The 14540-nt window shown below is 66.3% G+C and carries 12 protein-coding genes, 1 pseudogene and 1 riboswitch; of the genes and pseudogenes, 6 read left to right on the top strand and 7 right to left on the bottom strand.

Annotated features, from left to right (window positions below):
- Nucleotides 1-241: 241 nt before the first annotated feature.
- The 5 genes and pseudogenes from WAW17_RS20300 to WAW17_RS20280 all read right to left on the bottom strand — a co-directional run.
- Nucleotides 242-376, bottom strand: a pseudogene (locus tag WAW17_RS20300) (IS481 family transposase); the annotation flags it as partial.
- Nucleotides 377-1068: 692 nt separating this feature from the next.
- Nucleotides 1069-2697, bottom strand: a complete 1629-nt coding sequence (locus WAW17_RS20295; protein ID WP_422334718.1) for a cytochrome b — start codon at nucleotides 2695-2697, stop codon at nucleotides 1069-1071.
- Between the two features lie 29 nt (nucleotides 2698-2726).
- Nucleotides 2727-3869, bottom strand: a complete 1143-nt coding sequence (locus WAW17_RS20290; RefSeq protein WP_422334716.1) for a ubiquinol-cytochrome c reductase iron-sulfur subunit — start codon at nucleotides 3867-3869, stop codon at nucleotides 2727-2729.
- Nucleotides 3866-4717, bottom strand: coding sequence for a c-type cytochrome (locus WAW17_RS20285; RefSeq protein ID WP_422334715.1), 852 nt, complete (start codon nucleotides 4715-4717; stop codon nucleotides 3866-3868). The genes WAW17_RS20290 and WAW17_RS20285 overlap by 4 nt, the downstream gene beginning before the upstream one ends.
- 64 nt (nucleotides 4718-4781) lie before the next feature.
- Nucleotides 4782-5393 (bottom strand): cytochrome c oxidase subunit 3, encoded by a 612-nt coding sequence (locus WAW17_RS20280; protein WP_422334714.1) that lies wholly within the window; start codon nucleotides 5391-5393, stop codon nucleotides 4782-4784.
- A gap of 127 nt (nucleotides 5394-5520) precedes the next feature.
- On the opposite strand from WAW17_RS20280, the gene WAW17_RS20275 reads away from it, so the two are divergent.
- Entirely contained in the window at nucleotides 5521-5994 is a 474-nt protein-coding gene (locus WAW17_RS20275; RefSeq protein WP_422334713.1) for a hypothetical protein, read from the top strand.
- Nucleotides 5995-6041: 47 nt separating this feature from the next.
- Nucleotides 6042-7145 carry an anthranilate phosphoribosyltransferase gene (gene trpD / locus WAW17_RS20270; protein WP_422334712.1) on the top strand — a complete coding sequence of 368 codons (1104 nt, stop codon included), beginning with the start codon at nucleotides 6042-6044 and terminating at the stop codon, nucleotides 7143-7145.
- An 18-nt stretch (nucleotides 7146-7163) separates the two neighbouring features.
- On the opposite strand, the gene WAW17_RS20265 is transcribed toward trpD, so the two are convergent.
- Nucleotides 7164-7439 carry an Lrp/AsnC family transcriptional regulator gene (locus tag WAW17_RS20265; protein WP_422334711.1) on the bottom strand — a complete coding sequence of 92 codons (276 nt, stop codon included), beginning with the start codon at nucleotides 7437-7439 and terminating at the stop codon, nucleotides 7164-7166.
- Nucleotides 7436-9229 carry a DEDD exonuclease domain-containing protein gene (locus tag WAW17_RS20260; RefSeq protein ID WP_422334710.1) on the bottom strand — a complete coding sequence of 598 codons (1794 nt, stop codon included), beginning with the start codon at nucleotides 9227-9229 and terminating at the stop codon, nucleotides 7436-7438. The genes WAW17_RS20265 and WAW17_RS20260 overlap by 4 nt, the downstream gene beginning before the upstream one ends.
- Nucleotides 9230-9719: 490 nt before the next feature.
- Nucleotides 9720-9884: riboswitch (cyclic di-AMP (ydaO/yuaA leader) on the top strand.
- Nucleotides 9885-9925: 41 nt separating this feature from the next.
- On the opposite strand from WAW17_RS20260, the gene WAW17_RS20255 reads away from it, so the two are divergent.
- The 4 genes from WAW17_RS20255 (at nucleotide 9926) to WAW17_RS20240 (ending at nucleotide 14477) form a co-directional block, all read left to right on the top strand.
- The gene (locus tag WAW17_RS20255) at nucleotides 9926-10444 is read left to right on the top strand and encodes a C40 family peptidase (RefSeq protein WP_422334717.1); all 519 of its coding nucleotides are present in this window, start codon (nucleotides 9926-9928) and stop codon (nucleotides 10442-10444) included.
- Between the two features lie 372 nt (nucleotides 10445-10816).
- A complete protein-coding gene (locus WAW17_RS20250) occupies nucleotides 10817-11869 on the top strand; it encodes an NlpC/P60 family protein (RefSeq protein ID WP_422334709.1) in 1053 nt (350 codons plus the stop codon).
- Between the two features lie 66 nt (nucleotides 11870-11935).
- Entirely contained in the window at nucleotides 11936-13306 is a 1371-nt protein-coding gene (locus WAW17_RS20245; protein ID WP_422334708.1) for a hypothetical protein, read from the top strand.
- A gap of 43 nt (nucleotides 13307-13349) precedes the next feature.
- Nucleotides 13350-14477 carry a glycosyltransferase family 4 protein gene (locus WAW17_RS20240; RefSeq protein ID WP_422334707.1) on the top strand — a complete coding sequence of 376 codons (1128 nt, stop codon included), beginning with the start codon at nucleotides 13350-13352 and terminating at the stop codon, nucleotides 14475-14477.
- Nucleotides 14478-14540: the final 63 nt, after the last annotated feature.

Below are 14540 nucleotides of genomic sequence, written 5' to 3'. Positions count from 1 at the left end.
GGATACGCCCGTGAACAAATCGCGCCCCCACTCCATCTGCCCGATGCTCAGTTCGTGGGCGGGGTGCACCGGGTCGCTGATCTCCGCGTGCACATCGACCGGGCAGCAGTCGCGGGAGCTGTTCCCCCAACCCCCGGGGTCCCGTGGCTGCGAAAGTCGACCGTAGGTGCTTCTCAGGGCCGGCAGGGGCGTGTCGAATGCAGACACCGAGGAGGTCGAGCCTGCGTTCATCGTGTTCGCTGTTATAGCGCTCGACTTTCCCGTTGTGCCGCCGGGTGTATGGGGTGATCCGTTGGTGTCGCGATCCTGGGAGTGCCCGGGTGAAGTTGCCGGCGCGGTAGCAGGCGCCGTTGTCGGTGACAATCCTCTCGATGTGCTGACGGCGGGATAGAACGTGGTCAGTTCGAACCAGACCTCGAGGTTCTGCCCGGTGATGGTGGCAGGGAGCGCGACCGAAGGCTGTCCGGCACCGGCTGCCAGGACCGCCGCCGCAGCGGGTGTTACGAGTGTGCGCGTTGAGAGTCGGTAGCGGTCCGTTGCAGTCGGTGTGACGACGTCGGGGGCCACGTCGATGCTCACACTCGCGCGAGCGATCTGGTCGGCGCTGAGTAGCGATAACCCGAGACCGGGTCAAGCTCGGTCGGTTGCAGCAACCCCGAGTCGGCGTAGAACCGTGGCGCGCTCGAGGTCAGACCACTGCGTTGGGCAAAGACCCCCATCGGCATAACTCAGAACCTGGCACCCAGCCACCATCGGGCGTCAAGCAACTCGAAAATCAACACCGTTCAGCGTGTCGACGACCTCATGGCCCGCAACATCTGGGACGCGAAACAGTCGTACAGGGTTGACGCCCGCCTCTGCGGCGATAGCCGTCGCGCGGAACCCGGCCCCGCATGAGGGCCGTTCCCACCGGGTCCATCCCGGGGGCGCGTCGTGGTGAGCCTGCCTCGTGCCGCTCGCCGGCATGCTGTCGCTGATCGCAGGAACGCTCTCGAAGGCCGCCCCGAACCGCGAACAGGGCCCCGAACCAGAAGAGGTTCGGGGCCCTGTCGGACGGAGTCGGTGAGGTCAGTGAACCTCGCCGTTGCCGGAGGTACCGTCTCCGTGGATACGGTTCTGGTACTCCGTCAGCATGGCCAGCTGCTCGTGCTCGCCTGCATGCATGGCGGCCTCCAACGCCGCGCTCTCCTCGACCGGGTCGGCCGTGACGAGGCTGCCGGAACCGGGCTTGCCGGCGGAACCGAGCTTGTTCATCTTCTTCGGTACTGCCGCACCCTGGTATTCGAGAGGGATGGGGTGTCCGTGCTCGTCGACCGGGCCGAGCGGCTGATGGATCTCGATGTACTGGCCGTTCGGCATACGTCGGACGATGCCGGTCTCGATGCCGTGCTCGAGCACCTCCCGGTCGCTGCGCTGCAGACCCAGGCAGAAACGGTAGGTGACGTAGTAGGCGATCGGCGGCAGCAGCACCATCCCTGCCCGGCCGATCCACGTCATAGCGTTCAGCGAGATGTGCAGGTGGTACGCGATGATGTCGTTGATGCACGAGATCGTCAGTACGGCGTAGAACGCGATCGCCATCGCACCGATGGCCGTGCGGACCGGGACGTCACGCGGACGCTGCAGCAGGTTGTGATGCGCATCGTCCTTGGTGAGACGCTTCTCGATCCACGGGTAGGCGATGAGAACCGTGAAGACCAGACCCATGATCAGCGCAACAGCGAACACCGAGGGAATGGTGTAGCGGTCGAACAGGTAGATGTCCCACGCCGGCCACAGTCGTGCCAGACCGTCGGTCCACATCATGTAGATGTCGGGCTGGGAACCAGCAGACACCTGCGCCGGGTTGTACGGGCCGATGTTCCAGACCGGGTTGATCTGCAACAGACCACCCATCAGGGCGAGCACGCCGAAGGTCACCGCGAAGAACGCACCGGACTTCACGGCGAAGACCGGAAGGATTCGTACGCCGACGACGTTCTGTTCGGTGCGGCCGGGGCCGGGGAACTGGGTGTGCTTCTGGTACCAGACCAGCGCCAGGTGGCCCGCGACGAGCGCGAGAATGATTGCCGGGAGCAGCAACACGTGAGCGACGTACAGACGCGGGATGATCAGGTCGCCGGGGAAGTCGCCGCCGAAGATCAGCCAGTGCAACCATGTTCCCGCGATCGGAATGCTGAGCGTGATACCGGAGAAGGCTGCGCGGAGACCGGTGCCGGACAGCAGGTCGTCCGGGATGGTGTATCCGAAGAATCCTTCGAACATAGCCAGGATCAGCAGCAGCGAACCGATGACCCAGTTGGCCTCACGCGGACGACGGAACGCGCCCGTGAAGAAGATGCGCAGCAAGTGCACGACGATGGACGCCGCGAACATCAGCGCCGCCCAGTGATGGATCTGGCGGACGAACAGTCCACCGCGTACCTCGAACGAGATGTTCAGGGTGGTCTCGTACGCACGGGACATTCCCACGCCGCGAAGCGGCTCGTAGGCACCGTTATAGGTGACGTGGGCCATCGACGGGTCGAAGAACAGCGTCAGATAGACACCCGAGATGAGCAGGATGATGAAGCTGTACAGCGCGATCTCGCCGAGTAGGAACGACCAGTGGGTGGGGAAGACCTTGTTGATCTGCCGCCGCATCCCTGCCGCGAGGTGGTAGCGCGAGTCCATCGCTTCGCCCTGGCCTGCGGCCATGGCGCTCAGTTTGGACGGATTGTTGTTGGTCACGGTCGACGCTCCCAAAATGCCGGGCCGAGAGCTTCGATGAAGTCACCGGTGGTGACCAGGAAACCCTCTTCGTTCACTGTAATAGGCAACTGCGGAAGTGCGCGAGCAGCGGGACCGAAGATCGGCTTTCCGTAGGTCAGCGCATCGAACTGCGACTGGTGGCACGGGCAGAGGATTCGGTTGGTCTGCTGTTCGTACAGCGACGTGGGGCAGCCGAGGTGGGTGCAGATCTTCGAGTACGCGAAGTAGTCGCCGTAGTTGAAGCTCTCCTGGCCCTTACGCTTGGTGACCCTCTGGGTGTCTTCCGTGCGGAGGCGAATGAGCATCACGGCGTTGCGGATACCACGCAGACCTTCGAGCAGCGCGTGCTCGTCTCCGCGATCGGAGTCCCGGAACGGGAACACGGTCTCCATCGAGCCGGCGTCCAGATCTTCCGGACGGACCAGGACGACATCCTGGGGCCGGCCGGTGTCCCGGCGCAGGTAGATGGTTTCGCCCTGGTAGCGGGGAGTCCATCCGGACACCCACAGCGGGGACTCGTCGCGCTTCGCCCACGGATTCTTCACCAGGCCGCCGAGCGGCATGACGGCCATGACGCCGAGTGCGCCACCACCGAAGAGAAGACTGCGCTTGATCAGCTTGCGGCGTCCGATCGTGGACGTGTCGAGGGAGTCCGAGAGCTCGGCGACGATCGTCTTGCGGTCGGCCTCCGAAGACCCGCCGTCGTGGCGGTCCTGGATGGAGACCTCTTCGGGGATGAACTTCTTGGTGAACTGCACGGCCCCGACACCGAGACCAAGGATCGCGAGACCCATGGTCAGACCGATGAGCGGGGTGTAGAGACTGTACGCGTCGTACGACTCTTCACCCTGCCCGGCGTACTCCCACGGCCAGAACAGGTAGATCGCGATGAATGCGAGTGCGGAGATGCCGGAGAGGGTGAACCAGATCGCTACCGAGCGTTCTGCGCGCTTCTCGGCCTTGGTTCCTTCGACGGCCCAGCGATGCTTGCGGTAGGCGACGTCGACACCGTCGAGATTGGTGCCTAGCTCGACGAGTTCGTCACGGCTGAGATTCTCGAGTTCTGCATCCGTGTATTTCTTTGGCGTGGCGCCGCCCGGCTGGCCAGCGTCGCTCATGACCTTGCTCCGATCCACAGTGCTGCACCGACGACAGCGATGATTCCGACGACCCACATGGCCAAGCCCTCTGAAGCCGGACCGAGGCCACCGAGCCCGTATCCACCAGGCTGCTTGGACTCACCCGAGGACTTGATGTAGGCGATGACGTCCTTCTTTTCCTCCATCGTCAGCTGACGATCGGAGAACTTCGGCATGTTCTGCGGGCCTGTGACCATCGCGGCATAGATCTGCTGCTCGTTGGCCGGATCGAGGACAGGGGCGTACTTGCCGGAGGAGAGTGCGCCGCCACGACCGGTGAAGTTGTGGCAGGAAGCGCAGTTCAGGCGGAAGAGCTCACTGCCGCGGCCGACGTCGCCACCGCGCAGTGAGGATTGGGCGATCTCGCCGTTCTCGTCCCTGATGACGGTGGGGCCGCCGCCGTTCGCCTGAACGTAGGCGCCGATGGCATCGGTCTGCTCGGCATCGAACTTGGCGGGTTTGCGCGCCGCCTGTGCTTCGTTGCGGGCCGCCGGCATGCGTCCCGTCGACACCTGGAAGTACACGGCCGCTTCGCCGACGCCGATCAGGCTCGGCCCACGGTCCTGCACGCCCTGCAGATTCGCGCCGTGGCAGGTGATGCACGAGGTGTCGTACAACTGCTTGCCTTCGCGTATCAACGCGGCCTGATCGTCGGACGCGGTCGCGACCTGGGGAGCGGGCGTCAACGCGGACGCGAGGAAACCGGCGCTGACCAGTCCCATCATCAGAACCAGGGTGCCAGTGACGCGCCTGCGGAGCTTCCGCTGGCGGTGTGCCTTCGCGGCGGACGCCGAGGTGTCGGATGCGGGAGGGGGGGATGAACTCATCTGTATCCCTTTGGTATGTCGGGACGGACTGGACGTCAGGGGGCTGCCTGTGGCGTTCAGCTGATCAACGGATGAAATAGATCGTGGCGAAGAGGCCGATCCACACGATGTCGACGAAATGCCAGTAGTACGACACGACGATGGCGGCGGTGGCCTGGGCGGGTGTGAACTTGCTGACCTTCGTGCGGAGGATCAGGAAGACGAAGGCTACGAGGCCGCCGATCACGTGCAGACCGTGGAAGCCGGTGGTCATGTAGAACACGGAGCCGTACACGCTGCTCGAGATCGACGTGCCCTCCTCGACGAGGTGGATGTATTCGTAGCCCTGGCCGAGGACGAAGAACGTGCCCATCGCCAGGGTGAGGAGATACCAGCGGCGAAGGCCGAACACGTCGCCCCGTTCCGCTGCGAACACACCCATCTGGCACGTGAAGGATGATGCGATCAGCACCAGCGTCACCGGCACGGCCAGGAACAGATTCAGTTCTGTCGGCTCCGGCGGCCAGTTCCCGTTCGCCTGCGCTCGTGCCACGAAGTACATGGCGAAGAGCCCCGCGAAGAACATGAGCTCACTTGACAACCACACGATGGTGCCAACGCTGACCATGTTTGGTCGGTTCAGCGAGTGCACGCGTTGGGTGATTGCTGATCCTGAAGTCCCTACTGCGCTCGTCACAGACAGAAGTATGACGCTTCGTCGTAAGAGTCGGCTACCCGGGTCCGTCCTCGGCGCGTCGAGCCGTCCCGCTTGTCCGGTTCTCCCTGCAGACAACGCTGGTCGCGAACCGTGACAGGGTGGAACTATGCGATCTGGTGACAACAGTACGGGGTGGTTTCGCCGAGTGTTCCGTGGCAGGAAGTCGGCGCCTCTGGACGGGGACCGGGGCGACCTCGTGGTCGTTGCCGCGAGTTACGACGACGCCGAGGGATGCGGGGCGGCACTCGAGCGGGCCGCATCCGTGGAGCCGGTGTGGATCGCGGACGCCGAAGCGGTTCTGCGGCATCATCTCCGACTGCCGGCATCCGCGGTGAATCAGGCGGTCTCGATCGCCGCTCAGGAGGGCTACGGACCGGAGAACGCCGATCCGGTGGCCGCGGACGACCGGGACCCCGGCGCACCGATCGAACTGGTGCTCCGGCGTGTCCAGATCCTCGACGCCCTGCATTGTTCACAGGAGCGGTCGAGAATGGCCGGGCTGGCGCAGCGGCTCGGAGGCCACCTCGCCGGATGGGATGCGCTGCAACCGGCGCGCAATGCCGATCCGGCCGGTGACTAGGCTGCGAGCATCGGATTCGCCGACTGATGACACAAGGGGACACGACGATGCAGAGCCCGACCGCAGAGGGTGCCGACGCCCGGAACTCGCACGACGACACCGCGGCGGCACGCACCTGGCCGGCGGTCCTGGGCGCTCTGACCGATGGTCACGACCTCTCGGCCGACGAGGCGAAGTGGGCGATGGACGAGATCATGTCGGACAACGCGACGTCGGCGCAGATCGCGGCCTTCGGTGTCGCGCTGAAGATGAAGGGTGAGACGCCGGCGGAGCTGCGCGGGCTGGCCGATTCGATGCTCGGGTTCGCACGGGTGGTTCCCGTCGATTCCGATGTCGTCGACATCGTCGGCACAGGCGGAGACCGGGCCGACACCGTCAACATCTCGACGATGTCCTCGGTGGTGGTGGCGGCCGCGGGTATTCGCGTCGTCAAGCACGGAAACCGGGCCGCATCCTCGAAGAGCGGTGGCGCCGACGTGCTGGAGGCGCTGGGCGTGAGAATCAACCTCGGACCGGATGAGGTGGCGCGGTGCGTGCGGGAGGTCGGCATCGGATTCTGCTTCGCCCCCACTTACCATCCGGCACTGCGTTTCGCGGCGGCGCCGCGGAAGGAGATCGGCATACCCACCGTCTTCAACGTGCTCGGCCCGCTCACCAATCCTGCGCGGCCGAGGGCGGGCCTCATCGGCTGCGCGTTCCCGGGGCTGATCTCGGTCGTGGCCGGTGTACTGGCGCAGCGGGGAAACTCGGCGCTCGTGGTCCGTGGCGACGACGGACTCGACGAACTGACGACATCGACGACCTCGACGGTGCACATCGTGTCGGAAGGCTCGGTCGCCACCCGTCAGCTCGACCCGCGTGACCTCGGCATCGCCCGGGTGCCCCTCGATGCTCTGCGTGGCGGAGACGCCGACGTGAACGCCGCGATCGCCCGGCGTCTCTTCGCGGGCGAGACCGGCCCCGTGCGGGATGCTGTACTGCTCAACTCCGCCGGCGCGATCGCGGCATTCCGCGGGCTCGGCGGCCGGACGCTCGAGGATGCGCTGGCGGAGGGCTTGGAGATCGCCGCGCGGTCGATCGACAGCGGTGCGGCCGCGACGTTGCTGGACAAGTGGGCCCAGCTGACAGTGAGCCTGCCCGCCGCGAAGTAGCAATCTCCCGCCCCGGCGTCACTCGCCGATCGAGAACCCCGCTTCCACATCGGCGCTCGAATAGGACTGGAACGCAATGTGTGTCGCAGTCCGGGTTACACCGTCGATCTTGTTGATGCCTCCGGTGACGACCTCGGCGATCGACGCGTGGTCGCGAACCCGGACGATTGCGATCAGGTCGATGTCACCTGCGCACGAATACACCTTGTCGACTCCCTCGATGTCGGCGACGGCCTGCGCGGTCTCCGGGATGCGGTGAGGGTCGGCGTGGATCAGGACGATGGCGTTGATCATGCGTCCCAGAGTATGTGGTGACCGCCCGGCGGCGGGGCGGGTGGTCCGGTTTCGCCGCACGGTGGCGGACCGCTGCCCGCACGGGCACGATCGCACCAGCTCTCCCACGACCCGGCGCCCCGAGCGGGCTCGCAGTATCCGTCGGACGCGTTCACGATGCGCGCGTCGTCGGTGTCGAGCCAGCGCGCGAGAAGGCCTGCTTCTTCGGGGGATGCGCCGCGCAGCGGGGTGGTGTCGGGCACGACGGTCTCGGCGCCGAGTACCAGGGCGTCGACCACCGGCATGGGAGGAACGCCGCGCCGCGAGATACCGGCGGCCGCCAGACGCCCCGAACGGATCACGGCGAACTCCCAGCCCCCGGTGCTCGCGGGCCGGGCGACCACGATCTGCTCGATCGCGGTGAGGGATGCCAGCCGTTGCATCCGCCGGAGCGCGACTGCGACCTCGACCGTCCGGTCGCGGAGGCGCGCGGCGTTTTCGAACAACTCGGTGGCAGCGAGTTCCTCGACCCGTCGGCGCATGCCGTGCAGGGGAGAGTCCTCGTGGCCTCGGATCAGTTTCCGGAACAGTTCCGGTCCCGCCGCGTAGTCGGGTTCGGAGGAGCGGCCGTGGGTGGTTGCCGGGCAGCAGCCGAGTTCCCGGGGCGGACACAGCGGGCCGTGCTCCTGCCCGCGAGGTATTCGACTCGTGCAGGTACGGAGAACACAGTATTCGGCCAGCGTGTCCGCGACTTCGACAGCGGTGGACCGGGACCGGAACGGCCCCAGGGAGTGCGGTGCGGGGGTCCGCACGACCGACAACCGCGGAAAGGATTCGGTGGTGAGGGTGATCCACCATCCGCGTTTCGGGTATTTGGACCGTCGGTTGTACGGGGGAGTGTGCGCGGCGAGCAGCCGAAGCTCGCGAACCCCCGCTTCCAGGGAGTGTGCGCACTCGACGTGGTCGATCCGCGTGGTGAGCGCCACCATCTCCTTCATGCGCCCGCGCGTCTCGGAGCCGGTGAAGTAGTTGCGGACCCGACGGCGGAGATCGGAGGCGGTGCCGACGTACAGGACCTCGTCGGAGGGGCCGCGGAACAGATAGACACCGGGTGCGTGCGGCAGGTGGCTTGCGAGACTCCGTTTCGCCCGCTGATGCGAGGAGATGCCGGGCAGATAGTCGACGAGCTCGGTAAGGCTGTGCACGCCCTGGTTGCCGACGCGGTCGATCAGGGCGTGCAGGACGTCGACGGTGGCGCGGGCGTCGTCGAGTGCCCTGTGGGTGGGGGTGGTGCCGACATCGAAGAGACGGGCCAGGGAGGACAGCTTCACGGACGGCGCCTCATCCCGGGTGAGTACCCGGCGGGCGAGTTTGACCGTGCACAGGACGGTGAACCTCGGCCACGGCGTGTCGGTAGCGGCCGCAGCGGCCGCGAGGAAGCCGGTATCGAAGGGCGCGTTGTGCGCGACCAGCACGGCACCTTTCGCGAACTCGAGGAACGCCGGGAGTACTCGCTCGATGCTCGGGGCGTCGATCAGCATGGCGCTGGTGATGCCGGTGATTTCCACGATGTGAGGCGGAACCGATCGCCCGGGGTCCACGAGAGTGGCCATCTCTGCGATCACCTCGCCACCACGGATCTTCACCGCCCCGATCTCGGTGATGGCGTCCTCGCCGGGACGGCCACCGGTGGTCTCGAGGTCGACTACCACGAAGGTGGTGTCCCGGAGCGGGGTGTCGAGCTCGTCGAAGCTCAGTTGCTCCCACGCCCCGGAGGAGGATCTACGGTCGGGTATGTCGGCGAGACTCACGCTTCGGAGGGTATGGACGGGCACCGACAGATCCGTTCGGCGCCACCGTTCGCGACGGTGATCGTGGCGGGAGAGACAAGGATCACACTGCGTTTCGCCGAGTCCGACGGCACATTGTGCAGGCGCGGTGGCCGCATGGCATTCGGCAGCCTCCCGGGTGGCGTCGGGCACGGCAGGTCCGCGGGCGGCGGGCATGCGCGGTCCGGGACCGCGCGACTGCCGGGACCGGCGTTGATCAGGTGTGATGTGGGTGTGCCCCCGAAAGTCGGCTCGCGGAGGCCGCTGGGAAGACCCCGTGGCGCAATCGAATAGATATCGAAAACCAACCACTTGTTATCAAGTTGTAATCGAATCCGGGTATGACCGCCCCGCGTGTTGGGAATCGGGCAAATTCCGCGATTCGGCGTGTCCCGGGTCGACACCGGGGTATTCCGTTTCGTAACCTTCCTGAGACCTAGCGGAGTCTTGCGGCCCCACACCGGGGCAGCATCGCTAGTCACCGCCTAATCGGCCTCTCGTGAGAGCGGCCGTACCGGGAACCCAAGTTTTCACTGGGGTGAATCCCGCCGGGACGCCACAACGGTCCGGTGGGTAGGGCTGATCTTCCCAGCCCGAACCCGTCAGCTAACTCGGTCGGCGGATGAATGGAAGAAACGGAGTACCCCTTTCGTGGCGTCACAAGTTTCCAAGCGGAATATGCGACGGGCAGTCGTCGCCGGCGCGCTCGCAGTCGGAGCGCTCACCGCTACCGCCGCTCCCGCGGCGGCAGACCCCATCACCATCCCCGGAATCGGAACATTCGAGATCCCGGGTGTCTCCATCCCTCAGGTTCCCGGACTGCCGGCCGCCCCCGGACTCCCCGCACCGGCGAGCTCTGCCGGCGAGAAGGCAGTCCAGGCAGCACAGTCCAAGCTCGGCGCTCCGTACGTCTACGGCGCAGCAGGTCCGAACTCGTTCGATTGCTCCGGCCTCGTGCAGTGGGCATACAAGCAGGCCGGCCTGAACCTGCCGCGCACCAGCTACGATCAGGCTTCCGCGGGCATGCCGGTTGCGCAGCCCGACCTCCGTCCGGGTGACGTCGTCTCCTTCTACGGTGGCTCGCACTCGGGCATCTACGCGGGTAACGGCAACGTCATCCACGCGTCGACCTCCGGACAGCCCGTCAAGCTGGCGCCCATTGCGTCCATGCCTTTCGACGGCGCACGCCGCTACTGATTCGCGCACGAGGCACGACGCATCCTCCGCGACGCGGGGGATGTACGGGGTAGCTTCGAAGAATCTCGCACGACCACCGTCGAGGGTGGGTTCGAATCACACGATTCGAGCCCACCCTCGGTGTCGTTGTGCGCGAGGTCGTGTCCGCATCGAGACATGAGTGGACACAAACGTATGCCGTTCCGTAACCTATCCGAGACCTTGCGAAGTCATGTCGCACGAACCGAGGCGGCAACGCGGGTCGCCGCCTCTTCGGCACTCCAGGTCCGGGAACGCCCGGGGAGAGCGCTGAGCCCGAAAAGCTGTCGTCCAGTGCACGCTTCGGATGTCGGCGCCGGTGGGCGGAGATCGACGATCGGAGAACCGCATTCCGTGCCCTCACACTCGATGAAGCGCTCGCTGCGCAGCATGCTGACGGCGGGTGTGCTGTCGTTGGCGCTCGTGACGCTCCCTTCCGTGCAGGCGGGTGCGGACCCGGCCGCCATCAGCCCCACCGAGGCGTTGACGAAGCTGGGTGAATTGTCCCGGCAGTCCGAGCAGACCACGGAAGCGCTACACAACGCGCAGATCGACCTCGAGGCCAAGCAATCCGCCCAGCGCGCCGCCGAAGCCGCGCTTGCTGTCGAACAGGGTGCTCTCGACGCCGCCAATGCCAGGGTCGCGGTGTTCCGGCCCGTCGTGGACAAGCTGGCGACCGCCAACTACCAGGGGGCCCGTACGAACCGGCTCTTCGCCCTGATGGTGAGCGAGTCGCCTCAGCAGCTTCTGGATCAGATGTCCGCGCTCGACGCCATCTCCCACGACACGAGGAAACAGGTCGCCCAGTTCCAGTCCGCCACATCCGATGTTGCGAAGGCGGCCGAGGCGGCCGAACAGTACGCGGAGACCGCAGGCGCCGCCGCGGAACAGGCGAAGGTCGTCAGCGACGACCTGCAACGCAGGCAAAGCGATCTGCAGGCGCAGATCGCCGAGGTGATGAAGGCGTTCGAGGGCCTGACGGGCGCCGAACGTGATCAACTCGCCGGAACGCCCTTCCCGCCTGGATTCGATCGAGACAAAATCCTCGCGGACCTCACGCCGGGTTCGGGAACAGGGGCTCTGCAGGCAGGCATGACGCGCATCGGGGCTCCGTACGTCTGGGGTGCCACCGGACCCGATCAGTTCGACTGCTCCGGGCTCGTCGTGTGGGCCTACAAGCAGATCGGCAAGACGCTCCCGAGGTCGAGTCAGGCGCAGGCCGATGGCGGTACTCCCGTCTCTCGTGACGAACTGCGACCGGGTGATGTCGTCCTCTTCTACAACGATGCTTCGCACGTCGGTCTCTACGCGGGCAACGGCAACGTCCTCCACGCGTCGACCTTCGGCGTCCCGGTGAAGGTCGAATCGATGGCCAGGTGGCCGTTCTATGGTGCCCGTCGCTACTGACTCCGCCGACCCGGTACTTCCGTACCGCAAGCAGCGCCGTATCCGGGAACTCATACACTCTCCCGCGTGCCCGAATCAGACACGGCGACCGCAGCGCACCCGACTGGGCGCAGAAGGCCGCGCCCATGGGAGTTGGCAGCACTTGCCGGACTTGTCCTCGCCGTAGTCGTCGGACTCGCGGTCAGTCTCTTCACTCCCACCGGTGAGGGTGCCGACGGACGGGTGGGAGCAGCGAACATCGAAGAACAGTTGCGCCGCAGCAGCGCGGTTCAGAGCCTCCTCGACAGCTGGGCCACGGCCGTCCGATCCGACGACGCTGCCGCGCTCGCCGCACTGATGGACGAATCGGCGTCCGCCGAGTTCCTTGCCGCGGAGATCCGGCGAGCCGGCAATCTGGCCGGTGTCGAGCTCTCGGACTGGAGCTACGAGATCGCCGACGGCCCAGGAGCCTCCGTGCCCGCGGGTCTCGCCGAGGAGATCGGCGCCGATGAGGTGTGGTCACCGCCCGTGCAGCTCCGCTATGCCCTCGCCGGTGCGGACGTGGCTCCGACCCGGAAGCCCGTGGCACCCGTCGTCGCCCGGCGCGGCGAAACCTGGACGCTGATCGACGATGAGGTCGCCGTCGCGGGCGCGGTCAACACTTGGCGCGGGCCCTGGGATTTCGGACCCGTCATCTCCCGGAGGGTGAGTACCGGTCCGGACGGCACGTCGGTGGTGCTGGGACATCCGGAGAACGCTGACCTCGTGAACCGACTCGCCGATGAACTACCCGCCGCCGTCATCAACGTTACTCAACTGTGGGGCCCGAACTGGCCGGGCCGGGCGGTGGTCTGGGTTGCCGGTTCCCAAGACGAGTTCACGGCGCTGGTGGGTCCTGATCACGACGGCGGCGACATCGCGGCGGTCGCGATCTCCGACGCCGTCGGCAACGATACTTCCGCGGTCACGGGGCAGCGGATCGTGTTCAGCCCGGCTTCGAGCGAGCGGCTCACCGACATGACCCGCCGGGCGGTGCTCCGGCACGAGTTGACCCATGTGGCGGTTCGCGGCGCGACGGTGGACCGCTCGCCGATGTGGATGCTCGAAGGTTACGCCGAGTACGCGGCCTACCGCGGCACGGGCGAGGAGGAGTCACGGATCGCGTCGGCACTGGCGGCGCAGATTTCCGGTGGGAATGCGCCTGAGGAGTTCCCGGCCGACACCGACTTCGTCCGGTCGGGTGATCGTGGATCCGTTGCCTACGAGACGGCTTGGTCGATAAACGCATACGTCGCCGAGAAGTTCGGTGAAGCCCGGCTGACGGAGCTGTACCGGGCGCTCTCGGTAGGAGAGATGGACGCGGAGACCGTCGACGAGCGACTGTCCGACGTCCTGGGCATCGATTCCGACGAGTTCCGCGCCCGTTGGTCGGGCTGGGTGGTCGCTCACCTCGGGTGACCCTGCGTCGGTGACCGCGGGCTGAACCGCCTACGGTGATCACATGCGCCGAACACTGTTGGTGACGAACGATTTTCCGCCGCGGCCCGGCGGTATCCAGTCGTACCTGCATACCTTCGCCAGGCACTTGCCTGCCGAGGACCTGGTGGTGTATGCGCCACGTTGGCGAGGCAATTCACATATCAAGTTCGATGCGCGCCAGCCATTCCAGGTGGTTCGGCATCCGACGACGTTGATGCTGCCGACCCCGTTCGTCGCGCGTCGTGCTGCTCGGTTGCTGGCCGAACACGACTGCACGGGGGTGTGGTTCGGTGCTGCAGCACCTCTCGCCCTGCTGGGCTCGGCACTGCGACGGGCCGGCGCCGAACGGGTGATCGCCAGCACACACGGACACGAGGTGGGATGGTCCATGATTCCCGGTGCCCGGCAGGCGCTGGGCCGGATCGGCGCGAAGACCGACGTGGTCACCTATGTGAGCCGGTATACCCGTGACCGATTCGCGTCGGCGTTCGGGGCGGACGCGGCACTCGAGCATCTCCCGCCGGGAGTCGACACCGACCTATTCCGGCCCGACAGCGGCGCGCGCGCTGAACTGCGTGCCCGCTACGGGTTGGGAGACCGTCCGACGGTGCTGTGCCTGTCTCGCCTGGTGCCGCGCAAGGGTCAGGACGTTCTCATCAAGGCGCTACCCGGAATTCGCGAACAGATCGACGGTGCGGTGCTGGTGATCGTCGGCGGGGGACCGTACGAGGACCGGTTGCGGGCACTGACCCGGTCCGTCGGCGTCGAGGATCACGTGGTGTTCACGGGGACGGTGCCGTCTGCGGAACTCGCCGCTCATCACACCATCGCCGACGTGTTCGCGATGCCGTGCCGAACCAGGGGGGCGGGATTGGACGTGGAGGGCCTCGGGATCGTGTTCCTCGAGGCTTCCGCCACCGGCGTGCCGGTGATCGCGGGCCGATCCGGAGGCGCACCGGAAACGGTGCGGCAGAACGAAACCGGACTGGTGGTGAACGGCACGTCGGTGGCCGAGGTGACGCGGTCGGTGATCTCGGTACTGGCCGATCGCGATCGGGCGGCGGCGATGGGGAAGGCCGGCCGCGAGTGGGTCACGACCGAATGGCGCTGGGACGTGCTCGCCGCCAAAGTGCAAGGGCTGCCTGCCTGAACCACCCGTGAGTACTTGTCAACCGCCCGCGGTTGACAAGTACTCACAGGCGGGGACTTATCC

It is taken from the genome of Rhodococcus sp. (in: high G+C Gram-positive bacteria) (genome assembly GCF_049286785.1).
Lineage (GTDB): Bacteria > Actinomycetota > Actinomycetes > Mycobacteriales > Mycobacteriaceae > Rhodococcus_F.
Note: the sequence above shows the minus strand (reverse complement) of the source record. Positions and strands in the feature narration are given on the sequence as shown.

What these genes read in the sequence shown, in the direction of transcription:
- WAW17_RS20295 (WP_422334718.1), bottom strand. Translation starts at nt 2,697, where the DNA reads ATGGCCGCAGGCCAGGGCGAAGCGATGGACTCGCGCTACCACCTCGCG.
- WAW17_RS20290 (WP_422334716.1), bottom strand. Translation starts at nt 3,869, where the DNA reads ATGAGCGACGCTGGCCAGCCGGGCGGCGCCACGCCAAAGAAATACACG.
- WAW17_RS20285 (WP_422334715.1), bottom strand. Translation starts at nt 4,717, where the DNA reads ATGAGTTCATCCCCCCCTCCCGCATCCGACACCTCGGCGTCCGCCGCG.
- WAW17_RS20275 (WP_422334713.1), top strand. Translation starts at nt 5,521, where the DNA reads ATGCGATCTGGTGACAACAGTACGGGGTGGTTTCGCCGAGTGTTCCGT.
- trpD (WP_422334712.1), top strand. Translation starts at nt 6,042, where the DNA reads ATGCAGAGCCCGACCGCAGAGGGTGCCGACGCCCGGAACTCGCACGAC.
- WAW17_RS20265 (WP_422334711.1), bottom strand. Translation starts at nt 7,439, where the DNA reads ATGATCAACGCCATCGTCCTGATCCACGCCGACCCTCACCGCATCCCG.
- WAW17_RS20255 (WP_422334717.1), top strand. Translation starts at nt 9,926, where the DNA reads ATGCGACGGGCAGTCGTCGCCGGCGCGCTCGCAGTCGGAGCGCTCACC.
- WAW17_RS20240 (WP_422334707.1), top strand. Translation starts at nt 13,350, where the DNA reads ATGCGCCGAACACTGTTGGTGACGAACGATTTTCCGCCGCGGCCCGGC.